Source organism: Brevibacillus sp. NSP2.1 (assembly GCF_000470975.2).
Classification (GTDB): domain Bacteria; phylum Bacillota; class Bacilli; order Brevibacillales; family Brevibacillaceae; genus Brevibacillus; species Brevibacillus agri.
The window spans coordinates 2,596,484-2,609,409 of record NZ_CP048274.1; the positions used below are offsets into that span (position 1 = coordinate 2,596,484).

General features: G+C 54.2%; 12 protein-coding genes, 1 pseudogene and 2 riboswitches. Of the genes and pseudogenes, 11 read left to right on the top strand and 2 right to left on the bottom strand.

Annotated features, from left to right (window positions below):
- The first annotated feature begins 35 nt into the window (after window positions 1-35).
- Together M655_RS13135 and M655_RS13140 are read left to right on the top strand one after the other, a co-directional pair.
- Window positions 36-281 (top strand): hypothetical protein, encoded by a 246-nt coding sequence (locus M655_RS13135; RefSeq protein ID WP_005834849.1) that lies wholly within the window; start codon window positions 36-38, stop codon window positions 279-281.
- Between the two features lie 28 nt (window positions 282-309).
- A complete protein-coding gene (locus M655_RS13140; RefSeq protein WP_005834851.1) occupies window positions 310-660 on the top strand; it encodes a DUF952 domain-containing protein in 351 nt (116 codons plus the stop codon).
- A gap of 4 nt (window positions 661-664) precedes the next feature.
- Here M655_RS13140 and M655_RS13145 read toward each other — a convergent pair whose 3' ends face one another.
- Window positions 665-886 carry a hypothetical protein gene (locus M655_RS13145; RefSeq protein WP_005834853.1) on the bottom strand — a complete coding sequence of 74 codons (222 nt, stop codon included), beginning with the start codon at window positions 884-886 and terminating at the stop codon, window positions 665-667.
- Between the two features lie 120 nt (window positions 887-1,006).
- Here M655_RS13145 and tlp point away from each other — a divergent pair.
- From tlp to M655_RS13165, 4 genes and pseudogenes are all read left to right on the top strand, one after another.
- A pseudogene (gene tlp / locus M655_RS13150) lies at window positions 1,007-1,228 on the top strand (small acid-soluble spore protein Tlp).
- Between the two features lie 139 nt (window positions 1,229-1,367).
- A complete protein-coding gene (gene mnmA / locus M655_RS13155) occupies window positions 1,368-2,480 on the top strand; it encodes a tRNA 2-thiouridine(34) synthase MnmA (RefSeq protein WP_005834859.1) in 1,113 nt (370 codons plus the stop codon).
- A gap of 19 nt (window positions 2,481-2,499) precedes the next feature.
- Window positions 2,500-2,832 carry a hypothetical protein gene (locus M655_RS13160; protein ID WP_005834861.1) on the top strand — a complete coding sequence of 111 codons (333 nt, stop codon included), beginning with the start codon at window positions 2,500-2,502 and terminating at the stop codon, window positions 2,830-2,832.
- 33 nt (window positions 2,833-2,865) lie between these two features.
- Entirely contained in the window at window positions 2,866-3,378 is a 513-nt protein-coding gene (locus M655_RS13165; RefSeq protein ID WP_007781993.1) for an ACT domain-containing protein, read from the top strand.
- 125 nt (window positions 3,379-3,503) lie between these two features.
- Here M655_RS13165 and M655_RS13170 read toward each other — a convergent pair whose 3' ends face one another.
- Window positions 3,504-4,325 (bottom strand): alpha/beta hydrolase, encoded by an 822-nt coding sequence (locus M655_RS13170; RefSeq protein ID WP_005834865.1) that lies wholly within the window; start codon window positions 4,323-4,325, stop codon window positions 3,504-3,506.
- Window positions 4,326-4,499: 174 nt separating this feature from the next.
- A riboswitch (cobalamin riboswitch) is annotated at window positions 4,500-4,697 on the top strand.
- A 153-nt stretch (window positions 4,698-4,850) separates the two neighbouring features.
- On the opposite strand from M655_RS13170, the gene nrdI reads away from it, so the two are divergent.
- From nrdI to metE, 5 genes are all read left to right on the top strand, one after another.
- Window positions 4,851-5,210: a class Ib ribonucleoside-diphosphate reductase assembly flavoprotein NrdI gene (gene nrdI / locus M655_RS13175; RefSeq protein WP_005834868.1), complete on the top strand. Its 360-nt coding sequence runs from the start codon at window positions 4,851-4,853 to the stop codon at window positions 5,208-5,210.
- Window positions 5,197-7,281, top strand: coding sequence for a class 1b ribonucleoside-diphosphate reductase subunit alpha (nrdE, locus tag M655_RS13180; RefSeq protein WP_005834869.1), 2,085 nt, complete (start codon window positions 5,197-5,199; stop codon window positions 7,279-7,281). Before nrdI ends, nrdE begins: the two co-directional genes overlap by 14 nt.
- 64 nt (window positions 7,282-7,345) lie before the next feature.
- Window positions 7,346-8,299, top strand: coding sequence for a class 1b ribonucleoside-diphosphate reductase subunit beta (gene nrdF / locus M655_RS13185; RefSeq protein WP_005834871.1), 954 nt, complete (start codon window positions 7,346-7,348; stop codon window positions 8,297-8,299).
- 484 nt (window positions 8,300-8,783) lie between these two features.
- Window positions 8,784-10,136, top strand: a complete 1,353-nt coding sequence (brnQ, locus tag M655_RS13190) for a branched-chain amino acid transport system II carrier protein (RefSeq protein WP_005834873.1) — start codon at window positions 8,784-8,786, stop codon at window positions 10,134-10,136.
- A gap of 148 nt (window positions 10,137-10,284) precedes the next feature.
- A riboswitch (cobalamin riboswitch) is annotated at window positions 10,285-10,484 on the top strand.
- A 144-nt stretch (window positions 10,485-10,628) separates the two neighbouring features.
- On the top strand, window positions 10,629-12,914 hold the full coding sequence (metE, locus tag M655_RS13195) for a 5-methyltetrahydropteroyltriglutamate--homocysteine S-methyltransferase (RefSeq protein ID WP_026557254.1): 2,286 nt from the start codon (window positions 10,629-10,631) through the stop codon (window positions 12,912-12,914).
- Window positions 12,915-12,926: the final 12 nt, after the last annotated feature.

Below are 12,926 nucleotides of genomic sequence, written 5' to 3' on the forward strand. Positions count from 1 at the left end.
AATTGAAACCAGAATGGACAGAGCAGGGGGATTCCATGAAAATAGCGCTACACCAGATCGCCTATCAGATCGGGATGCACCCGGCAGAGATGGCGAAGCTGGTCTACGAAGGAGAAGTCACGGGCGAAGTGCCTGACCGCAACCCGCAAGCGAAGGATGCGTGGGTAGATTTGCATTCGTTGAAAAACTTCATTGAATGGAAGTTCGATCAGGGCGCCTTCGACCAGATGTTTTTCGATAAAGCCATGCGCCATCTCAACAAGGCGATGGGGAAAAAATAAAGCGGTGCGACAAGGGAGAGAACACAACATGCAGCCATCGATCATTTATTGTATGTGCCCAAAAGCTTATTGGGAGAAATGGGCGGACAAAGACCATTACCTGCCTCGCGACTACGAGCAGGAAGGGTTCATTCACGCCACAAAAGGCGAGGAGCTGCTCGGCAAGGTAGCAGACCGGGTGTACGGCGCGTTCGATGAGGAGTTGTACGTGCTCATCGTGGACGAGACAAAATCGCCTTCGCCCGTGAAGTACGAGCAGGCCAAGGACGGGCTTTTGTATCCGCACATTTACGGCCCGCTCCATCGCGAGGCGATAGTAGACGTGAGGCGCATGCTGAAAACAGACGGGCACTGGCACATCGGTCCGTCCATCCGCTAATGCCCTATCCGTTCCAGTTGAACTGCGCGAGCAAATCCAGCACCTCGCGACGCTTGGCTGGCGGCAACTTGTCGAGCCTGCGCAGCAAGAGGGCGATTCGTTTGCGCTGCTCGCTTTCGCCGGAAGACTCGGCGCGCTTGCTCACCCATTGGCGTTTGAGCCGGACAGGGTCTGTCTCCGCTATGATCCGCAGCAGCTTTCGTTCCAGAAAATCCAGAGAAGCCATGTGAAAAACCTTCTTTTTCGCAAAGTCCGTTCTCTCTATCCTATCATACATAATTGTTCCGCGAACGAAGCACAATGGTACAGGTAGTGAATCATACTGGCAAAGTGAGGAGTGTTTTTCATGGCAAAACCGGACGATCGTTCTGACAACGCAGCCAAGCTGCAAGAAATGCTGCAAAACACGGAAGAGAGCATTCGCGAGTCGGAAGATTACCTGGCGGCACACGCGGGCGAGATTTCCGAAGAGGAATGAGCGAACATCGAGGCGAAAAACCAGCGCCGTGCAGAGAGCATCGAAGGGTTCCGCTCCGAGATTAAAGACGAAGTTTCCCAAAGTGAATAACGTGCTCATCAACGCCTGTCGCTGTCCATTGCGGCAGGCGTTTTTCACATTAGGCCGACAAAAGTGCAACAAAACATGAATTGTTGGACGAAACATGGTAATCTGTAGATGGACAAATTAAATCAAGAGGAGAAAGACTATGAAACGACCAGAAGATACACGCGTCGTTGTCGGCATGTCCGGCGGGGTCGACTCCTCCGTGACGGCTTACCTGCTCAAGCAACAGGGATATGACGTCATCGGCATCTTCATGAAAAACTGGGATGATACCGATGAATTCGGCCACTGCACGGCGGAAGAAGACTTCCAGGATGTCCGGCGCGTCTGTGAACAAATTGGCATTCCATACTACACCGTGAATTTTGAAAAAGAATACATGGACAAGGTGTTCCAGTATTTTTTGGATGAATATAAACGCGGGCGCACACCGAATCCTGATGTGATGTGCAACCGTGAAATCAAGTTCGGCGAGCTGCTCGCCAAGGTCATGGACCTGGGAGCCGATTACATCGCCACCGGCCATTACGCGCAGGTGAAGTTCATCGACGGAGAGTACAAGCTGATCCGCGGCGCGGACAACAACAAAGACCAGACGTACTTCCTCAATGTGCTCGGCCAGGAGCAGTTGTCAAAAACGATGTTCCCGATCGGGCATTTGCCGAAGCCCGAGGTGCGCAAAATTGCCGAAGAAGCCGGGCTTTACACCGCGAAAAAGAAGGACAGCACAGGGATTTGCTTCATTGGCGAACGCAACTTCCGCGAGTTTTTGCAAAACTACTTGCCAGCCAAGCCCGGCAATATCGAAACGGTAGACGGAGACGTGATCGGGCAGCATGACGGCCTGATGTACTACACGCTCGGCCAGCGCCAAGGCCTGGGGATTGGCGGCGGGCACGGCAAGACCGGCCAGCCGTGGTTTGTGGTGGACAAAGACCTGGAGCGCAACGTCCTGATCGTCGGCGAAGGCTCCAACCATCCCCGCCTGTATTCGAGTAGCTTGCTGGCGACAGACGTAAGCTGGGTGAGCGCGAACAAGCCGACCGAATCGTTTGCGTGCACCGCGAAATTCCGCTATCGCCAGCCGGACCAGCAAGTGACGGTGCACATCCGCGAGGGCAACACCGTAGAAGTCGTTTTCGCCGAGCCGCAAAAAGCGGTTACTCCTGGCCAAGCCGTCGTCTTTTACGATGGGGAAGTGTGCCTGGGCGGAGGTACGATTGACAAGGTGCGTTTGATCGACAAAGAGAATTGAATAACGGGGGAAGCGCTTGGTGGATGCTACGAAAAAGTCAAAAGTGATTATTGTTTCGTTTTTGGCGGGAGCGCTTTTGCTGGGAATACTCGCTTACGTGGGGATGTCGGCCACGAGCAACGAGCACATGACCGTGATCGAGAGCGTCATCAAGGAAAAGGGTGGCGTGATTGAAGCGGGTGGTGTGACAGTGGTTCCTCCCGAGGAGAGTCCCTTCCCGAAAAGCGGAAAGGGCAACACCATCTATCGCATCGTGTACACGAAAGATGGGCAAAGCCTGACAGCCTGGTATCGCTCCGATAACCATTCCTCGATTATCAAGGAACCGGAAGAGTGGATTCTTCCGCATTAAGGATTAACCTGACTGGGAGAGTGAGGGGATTACATGACCCAATATGCTGGACTTCGTGAATTGGCCCAATTGATTCGCAGACTGGAGCCGCAGCTCACAGGGGCGTCCCTGAGCATTTTGGCCCATGAAAATAAAGAAGAGATCGCTTCGCTTCTGGTGGATGGACTTGGCAGCGGCGTTTCGGTTCAAAACAGCTCCGGCGAGTACGCCAACCATCTGGCGAATTTGCGCGTGGGAGCGAACAAATACACGTTTGCCCAGGACTGGCGCGAAGTGTACATCAGCGAGATCAACTACTGCGCCTGTCGGATCCCTCCGGGCGCTCACGGTCTGTTGGTGCACCATACCGACTATCCGGGCGTCATTTACGACGTGTCCCGCAAGCTGGCTGACCACGAGATCAATATTTCCAAGATGAATGTGTCGCGTGAGCAAAAGGGGAAAAACGCCCTGTTGATTTGCGTCACCGACGAAGAGATTACGCCAACTGTCGTAGCTGCCATCGAGGAGCTGCCGCAGATCAACAAGGTGTTGTCTCTGCAATAGGCGAAAAGAGCAGTAGTGCATGCATGGCCGCTCATCGTTTTCGTATGGGCGGTTTTTTGCGTGTGCCGACTGCCTTGTTTGCTTGCTTGTGTGCATGGAGCGAGGCAAAGAAAAAACTGCCCTGACTAGCGGGCAGTTGGCTTGGAAGCAAAGCGAATGGCGTGACTGATGAGGACGTGCAGGACAGACGTGTGGTTTTCGTCCGGAAATTGGCGGAACGACGCTTCGATCTGCCCGTTGCCCATGGCGGACAACCGTTCAGCCATCGCCTGCGCCTTGACGTTGACGTGGAAGCGGCCGTCGTTTTCCAGCTCCCCGATGGCGAGCAGCGCTCTGACCCGCAAGTCGTCTGTGAGCAGGGACGGCAGGCGGCGCTCCTCTTCCAGCAGGACGCTTTCGTTCCAGTGGATCGACGGGCTGCCGGCGATGTAGCATTGGTACGCGTGTGGCCGGGTCAGCAAGGCATGCAGCACGAGCAAGCCGCCGAGCGAATGTCCGAAAATCGTTTGCCGCGTGCGGTCGACGGGCAAGTCCTTTTCGATCGCGGGCTTCACCGTGTCTTCGATGAAGCTGAGGAAGCCTTCTGCCCCGCCCATTTCCGGCCATTCGCCGCCGCGCGGATGAGCGGGCAGCTCGGATGCGGGAACGACATGGGTGAAGTCGTAGTAGCGCGATGGGTGGAACGGCGCTTCTGTCGGGTAGCCGATGCCGACGACGATGGCCGGATCGACGCCCGTTCTTTCCGGAACCCGGCATTGCAGGCGAATCGCTTCGGTCATGGTGCCAAACACCGAGTTGGCATCCAGCAAGTAAATGACCGGGAAGCCGGACGGCGGCAAAGCCACGTCGGGGATGCTGACGAAGATGTGGAACGTGCGGTCGTTGTATGTCATTTTTCTCGTTTGCGAACGCGGAATGGCTACTGCTTCATAAACCGTGCTTTCCATCAGGGGTCACTCTCCAATCGGCCGGTGGCGTTACCTTTTTTGTGCATGAAACCTATTATATGGACGCAAACCAGAGATTGGCAATAGAGAAATGAGAGAGATTATCAGTCGCCAAAATAGAGCATGCCGAGCTTGACTCCTACGATATATTGAGGTAAAGTAAGTTTTACCAACTACATATTGATGCGGACAGGTGTTTGCCACGCTATATTTGGTAGACTTAATAGGGAAGTCGGTGAAATTCCGACGCGGTCCCGCCACTGTGATGAGAGAGTTCCATTTGGTTTTTGCGCCACTGATTCAGCCAATCGGGAAGGCACGAATGGAGCGATGACCCCGAGCCAGGAGACCTGCCTGACCGTCAGCACTGTGTAACCTACGGGAGATAGGGAAGTGTTCGAGCGCTCCATTCGTTTTTCGGCGGATGGATACGATGGGGATCATCATGCGCATTCGACATTTTGGCGTCGGATGCGCTTTTACTTTGGCTAAAAAAGTATAGAACAGCAGTAAAGGATGAGGGACATGTTAATCGCTTTTGATTCGAAAACAGGAAACGTGAGACGATTCGTCAGCAAGCTCGATCTGCCGCACGTGGAGATTGATCCGGAGATGGTGATCGACGAGCCGTTCATTCTGGTCACGTACACGACAGGCTTTGGCCAGGTGCCGGAGAAGGTGGACCGTTTTCTGAAGCGGAATCATGTCTATTTGCGCGGCGTGTCAGCCAGCGGCAACCGCAACTGGGGAGCCAGCTTTGCCAAAAGCGCAGACACGATCGCCAGCCAATATGGCGTTCCGGTCATTTCCAAATTCGAACTGTCCGGTACCGGCCGTGACGTGGAACAATTTACGAGTGGGGTGGCAGCAATTGCGACACATTGAATTGAACAACCAACTGATGCAGCGAGGAAGCGACGGATTTTACCAACTGGAAAAGGACAGAGAGGCAGTCGCGGTCTTCATGGAAGAAGTACAGGCGAAGACGATGACCTTCAACAGCGTGAAAGAGCGCATGGACTATTTGATCGAAAATGACTTTTATGAAAATGTGTATGAAAGCTACACGGTTGAACAGGTCGATGAAGTGTTCCGCCTGGCGCATGACGCTGGTTTTCAATTCGCTTCGTACATGGCTATCTCCAAGTTTTACAAAGACTACGCCCTGAAAACAGACGACAAATCGATGTATCTGGAGCAGTACCCGGATCGGGTGGCGATTGTGGCGCTCTCGCTCGGGCGCGGAGACTTCGAACTGGCGAAGCGGCTGACCGTGTCGATGATGGACCAGCGACTCCAGCCGGCGACGCCGACGTTCCTCAATGCGGGGAAAAGCCGCCGCGGCGAAATGGTCTCCTGCTTCCTGCTGGAAATGGACGACTCCTTGAACTCGATCAACTACGTTCTCGGCACTTGCATGCAGCTTTCGAAAATCGGCGGCGGCGTGGCCGTCAACCTGTCCAAGCTGCGCGGGCGCGGAGAGCCGATCAAAGGCGTCGAGGGCGCAGCCAAGGGCGTCATGCCTGTACTCAAGCTGCTGGAGGACGCGTTTTCCTACGCCGATCAGATGGGGCAGCGCAAAGGCTCCGGGGCAGCCTACTACAACATCTTCGGCTGGGATATCAACGAGTTTCTCGATTGCAAAAAGATCAATGCCGATGAAAAGTCGCGGATCAAGACGCTGTCGATCGGCCTGATCGTGCCGAATGTGTTTTACAAGCTGGCAGAGGAAAACAAGCCGTTGACAGTGTTCGCTCCTTACTCCGTCTACAAGGAGTACGGCGCCCATCTGGATGATCTGGATCTCGACGAGATGTACGACGAGCTGGTGGCAAACGAGCGCGTCAAGAAAAAGGTAGTCATGAGCGCCCGCGAAATGCTCACCAAGATCGCGATGATCCAGATGGAGTCGGGCTACCCGTACATCATGAACAAGACGAACGCGAACAAAAATCACGCGCTGAAGGACATCGGCTCCGTGAAAATGTCCAACCTGTGCACGGAAATTTTCCAGCTCCAGGAGACGTCCACGATTACCAACTACGGCGAGCCGGACATCATTCGCCGCGACATTAGCTGCAATCTCGCTTCCTTGAACATCGTCAACGTGATGGAGCACAAAAAAGTGCGCGAATCCGTGCGCGAGGGCATCGAGGCGATCACCGCCGTGAGCGATGTGACCCGCGTGGAAAATGCGCCAGGCGTGCAGAAGGCCAACCGCGAGCTGCATTCCGTCGGGCTGGGTGCGATGAACCTGAACGGCTACCTGGCGAAAAACAAGATCGCCTACGAGAGCGAGGAAGCAAAAGACTTCGCCCGCACGTTCTTCATGATGATGAACTTCTACTCGCTGGAAATGAGTATGGAGATCGCCATGGCCAAAGGGGAAACCTTCATGGGCTTCGAGCAGTCGGAGTACGCCAAAGGCACGTATTTTGACAAATACCTCGCAAACGACTACCGTCCGCGCACGGAAAAAGGCAAGCAACTGTTCGCAGGCATGCACATTCCGACGCCGGAGGATTGGGCCGCGCTCAAGCAAAAGGTGCAGAAGAACGGACTGTATCACGCGTACCGTCTGGCGATTGCGCCGACGCAGAGCATTTCCTACATTCAGAATGCGACGTCGAGCGTGATGCCGGTTGTCGAGCACATCGAAACGAGAACGTACGCGAACTCGACGACCTACTACCCGATGCCGTATTTGTCGCAGGAAAACTATTTTTACTACAAATCTGCCTATGTGATCGACCAGTTCAAAGTGATCGATCTGGTCGCCGAAATCCAGGAGCATGTGGACCAAGGCATTTCCACCGTGCTGCACGTCAACAGCAACATCTCGACCAGAGAGCTGGCGCGCTACTATATTTACGCCGCGAAAAAAGGCTTGAAGTCGCTCTACTACACGCGCACCAAGCATTTGACGGTAGAAGAGTGCATTAGCTGTGCCGTTTAAGCCGTTTACTGTGAGGAACCATCCGGCATGGAACAAAGTTTTTTCAGAGAAGAGGAACGCCCTAATGAAAGCTGTCAATTGGAACAGGCCAGACGACGATTTTACGATGACGTTTTGGAACCAGAACATCATGCAGTTCTGGACCGATGACGAGATTCCGCTCTCGGATGACAAAATGTCCTGGATGGAGCTCAGCGCTTCGGAACGGGACACGTACAAAAAAGTGCTCGGCGGACTGACGTTGCTCGACACCGTGCAAGGCGGCGTCGGGATGCCGAAAATCATGGAGCATGTGGACGGGCTGCAGCGCAAAGCCGTCCTGGCTTTCATGGGCATGATGGAGCAAATCCACGCCAAATCGTACAGCAGCATTTTCACGACGCTCGCGGCCACGGAGGAAATTGACGAAATTTTTGCCTGGGTGGAGCAGAGTCCGCATCTGCAAAAGAAAGCGGCGCTGATCGCAAAGCGCTACCAGGAGATCGAGACGCCAAAAGATTTGTACATGGCGATGGTCGCCTCCGTTTTTTTGGAAAGCTACCTGTTTTACAGCGGCTTTTTCTACCCGCTCTTTTTGGCCGGGCAGGGCAAGATGACGAGCAGCGGCGAAATCATCGACCTGATCGTCCGGGACGAGAGCATTCACGGCCTGTACGTCGGCGTGCTCGCGCAGGAAGTGTACCAGCGGCTCAGCGTCGTGGAGCAGGCGACGGTCAAAGAGGAGCTGTACGCGCTATTGCACGAGCTGCACCAAAACGAAGAGGAGTACACTGTCTCCTTGTACACAGAGATTGGCCTGGCGGACGAGGTGTTGGCCTACGTGCGATACAACGCGAACAAAGCGTTGATGAATCTGGGGCTGGAGCCGTTTTTCCCCGAGGAGGAAGTCAACCCGATCGTCCTGAACGGGATTCGCACGCACACGAAGCAGCATGATTTCTTCTCGAAAAAAGGCAATGGCTACGTCCGCACGCTCAACGTCGAGCCGCTGACGGATGACGATTTTCGCTTTGAGTAAAAAAGTTAAACGATCGTTTAAAAGGGTTGCTGTCTACAGACGGCAGCCTTTTTGTCGTGCCCGTTACGCGAAAAGGGGCGAGCGGCGCGCATGCACAGGCGCGCGCGAAGTAGCGGATGAGTTGCCCACATTCCTTCCTGTGAGATTTTCTCAATCAAGAATCTTTTATAGAAAGGAATAAAAGAATTCTTCATTTTAAAATACCTTTTCATTCATATTTATGTTATAAATAAATGATGTGTCGGCTCTTTTGATTGCCACCCGGTCGAGCCGAGTTGGGCTTAGGCTGGAACAGCAATGCGGCAGTGACGAGAGTCGCAGAATCATCGAGTCATGCGTCTGGAGGACTGATTTATCTGACAATGAATCCAGTGTTATCCAGTTTGGCTGGAGGCTGGACGAGCCGCTAGACTTCGTGAATTTTTTCACTAATCTGAGGGTTCCTTACAAGGCCCTTCGTTCTTACTCACAGGAGGTTTTTGTCATGCTTCAAAAAGTTTCATATTCGTTTATCGTCATCATCGGATTTATGCTGTTTGCGCTGTTTTTCGGAGCAGGCAACCTGATTTTTCCACCGATGCTGGGACAGATGGCGGGAACGAACGTCTGGGAAGCCAACGCCGGTTTTCTCGTGACAGGGGTTGGCTTGCCACTTTTGGCAATTACAGCGTTGGTGTATTCAGGTAAAGACGATTTGCGTTCGCTCGCAAGCCGTGTGCACCCGCTGTTCGGTCTTGTTTTCACGATTTTGCTCTATTTGGCGATCGGGCCGTTTTTTGCGATTCCGCGCTCCGGGAATGTTTCGTTTGAGATCGGGATCAAGCCGTTCTTGTCCGAGCAGGCCGGGCCTTTTCCGTTGATTGTGTTTACCGTCTTGTTCTTCACGCTCGCTTGCCTGTTGTCGCTCAATCCTGGAAAAATTATCAATGTAGTCGGAAAAGTCTTGACACCGATGAAGCTGACGTTTATCGGCATCATCGTCCTGACGGCGATTGTGTATCCGATCGGCGAGCTGCAAGCGCCAGTGGGCGATTACCAGTCCAAGGCGTTTTTCAAAGGATTCCAGGACGGCTATTTGACGCTGGACGCGCTCGGGGCGTTTGTATTCGGCATCATCATCGTCAATGCGATCAAGGAAAAAGGGGTTACGTCGAAAAAGCAAATTTTGCTGACGTGCGCCAAAGCAACGCTGATTGCGGGTGCGCTCCTGGCGTTTTTCTACTCGGTGCTTGCCTACATGGGCGCTTCCAGCGTGGAAAAGCTCGGCCATTTGGAAAACGGGGCGCAAATTTTGGCCAAAGTGTCGAATTATTACTTCGGTTCTTACGGCGGCCTGCTGCTCGGCCTGATGATTACTGCGGCGTGCCTGACGACCAGCGTCGGATTGATTACGGCGTGCTCGTCGTATTTCCACGCGATGTTTCCGCGCATTTCATATAAAAAGTTTGCCGTCATTTTGGCTGTGTTCAGCACGCTCGTCGCCAATATCGGGTTGACTGCGCTCATCAAGGTGTCTGTTCCGATTTTGACGACGATGTACCCAATCGCCATCTCGCTGATCTTTTTGACGTTTTTGCATCAAGGGTTTGGCGGTCGGCCAGAGGTGTATCAAGGCAGCTTGTTCGGTACGTTTCTCGTCAGCCTGTTTGACGGGCTGAATGCTGCCGGGGTCGAGCTTGCGGCGATCAACGACGTCTTTTCCCGCTACTTGCCGATGTACACGATCGGCCTGGGCTGGCTGCTGCCTGCATTGATCGGGGGCGTTGGCGGCTACCTCGTTTATTTGATGCGCAAACCATCGCTGCGCGCGCGTGAGCTTCGCCTGACCAAGCAATAGGACAGGCATTATGAGGAAGCAGCCTGAACGTTGACATCAGTTTGCAAAGTGGAAATAGTTTAGCATGACAAAAACTGGTTTACGTGTTACTGTATGAAGAAAGGTGTGTCCCGCCCATTTTTGGGGCACATGCACTCATACCGACAATTTCATATGAGTGGAAACAGGTTCCTTGGCGATGAATATCGGCGCAAGGATGAAAAGGGAAGTCGGTGAGAATCCGACACGGTCCCGCCACTGTATGAGGGGAGTTTGCACAACTTTTGGCCACTGGTCGAGCTGACTGGGAAGGCGTTGTGCAGATCATGATCCTCAAGTCAGGAGACCTGCCTGTTTCGACAACACTGCTTAACCTACGGGAGATAGGGAGGTGTTAGGATGCTGTGATCTCAGTGTTTATTTGGCATTTCTAACGTTCTTTCTGATCGTTGGAGATGCCTTTTTTATTGGGCGAAATCGAAAAAATGATCGCAAAGGATGGAGAGGAAGCAAATGAAAAGCAGCAACTTGGGATATCCGCGGATCGGCAAAGATCGCGAGTGGAAAAAGGCACTGGAAGCTTTTTGGGCGGGGAAACTCGACGAGACGACATTCCTTGCGCAAATGGAGCAAATTCGCAAGCAGCACCTGGTCAAACAACAAAAAAAGGGGATCGACTGGATTCCGGTCAACGACTTTACGTTCTACGACCACATGCTCGACATGGCGGTTATGTTCGGCCTGATTCCGAAGCGGTTCGCGTATGCGGGCGGTCCGGTGCCGCTGGCTACGTATTTTGCGATGGCGCGCGGCAGCAAAGACGCGGTCGCCAGCGAAATGACCAAGTGGTTCAACACGAACTACCACTATATCGTCCCCGAGTTCGGCGAGCGCGCGCCTGTCTTGACGGAAAACAGGCCGCTGCAAGCGTACCTGGAGGCGAGAGATCAGCTAGGGATCGCCGGCAAGCCTGTCATCGTCGGGCCGTACACGTTTGTCAAGCTGTCCAAAGGGTATGCCAAAGACGAATTTGAACGCGTCGTCGATCAGATCGTGCCGCTGTACGTGGACGTCCTTCGCGAGCTGGAACTGCACGGCGTCGAGTGGGTGCAGATCGACGAGCCTGCGTTTGTCCTCGATCTTACCGGGCAAGACAAAGCGCTCATTCGTCGCGTGTACGAGCAGTTCAGCCAGGCGCTGCCGCACCTGAAGCTGATGGTGCAGACGTACTTTGAAGCGGTGCACTGGTACGAGGAGCTGATTGAACTGCCTGTCCACGGCTTGGGTCTTGATTTTGTTCACGGGAAAACAGCGAACCTGGCGAACCTGACGACGCACGGTTTCCCGCAAGACAAAGTGCTCGGCGCCGGGGTCATCGACGGACGCAACATTTGGCGCTCGGCCCTGGAGGAAAAGTGGGAGTTGGTCAAAACGTTGTGCACCGTAGTAGCCCCAGAGCGGGTATGGGTTCAGCCGTCGAGCAGCCTGCTGCACGTTCCGGTTACCGTCGAAGACGAAACCGATTTGCCGGAAGAAGTGCGCGTCGCATTGGCGTTTGCCGATGAGAAATTGGCTGAAGTGCGCTTATTAGTCCAAGGTTTCCAATATGGAAAGTATGTTATCTCGAAGGAAATCGCCCAGAACGAGAAAGACTTGCAGCGCTTGGCCCAATCTCCGGCACGGAACCGCCAGGAAGTGCAGGAGGCGAGAAAAGCGCTGGCGTCGACAGCGGCGAAGCGGGCAGTGCCGTTCCACGAGCGTCGCGAGATTCAGCAGGCGACGTGGAAGCTTCCGCTGCTGCCAACGACGACGATCGGCAGCTTCCCGCAGACGACAGAAGTTCGCCAGGCCAGACAGCAGTTCAAAAAAGGAAACTGGACCGTCGAACAGTACGATGCGTTCATTCAGGAGCAAATCCGCGAGTGGATCGCCATTCAGGAACAGATCGGCCTGGATGTGCTGGTGCACGGCGAGTTCGAGCGGACAGACATGGTGGAATATTTCGGCGAGAAGCTCGACGGCTTCGTTTTCACGAAAAACGGCTGGGTGCAGTCGTACGGCTCCCGTTGCGTCAAACCGCCGGTCATTTACGGCGACGTGCAGTTCGTCTCCCCGATGACGGTCAAGGAGAGCGTATATGCCAAGTCGTTGACGGATAAACCAGTGAAAGGGATGCTGACAGGTCCTGCCACGATTTTGAACTGGTCGTTCGTGCGCGACGACGTCTCCCGTCAGGAAGTGTGCGAGCAGATCGCGCTGGCGCTGCGCAAAGAGGTGGAGGCGCTGGAAGCGGCGGGCATTCGCATGATTCAGGTGGATGAGCCGGCATTGCGGGAAGGCTTGCCGCTCAAGCAGGCAGACAGAGCCGCTTATCTGGACTGGGCGGTCAAGTCGTTCCGGGTCGCTACCTCGACAGTCGAGCCTGGCACGCAAATTCATACGCACATGTGCTATTGCGAATTCCACGATTTCATCGACGCCATCAGCGAGCTGGATGCCGATGTGATCTCGATCGAAACTTCCCGCAGCCACGGCGAGCTCGTCTCGGTGTTCGAGACGTGCACGTACGACAAAGGGATCGGCCTCGGTGTCTACGACATCCACAGCCCGCGCGTTCCGGCTGTGGCCGAGATCGAGGAAATGGTGTCCCGCGGCGTGCAAGTCCTGCCGCCAGGGCAATTCTGGATCAACCCGGATTGCGGGCTGAAGACGCGGGGCAGAGAGGAAACAATCGCGTCTCTGAAAAACATGGTAGCGGCGACACACGCAGTACGAAACCGCCTGGCACAAAAAGCATAAGCATGAGCGAGA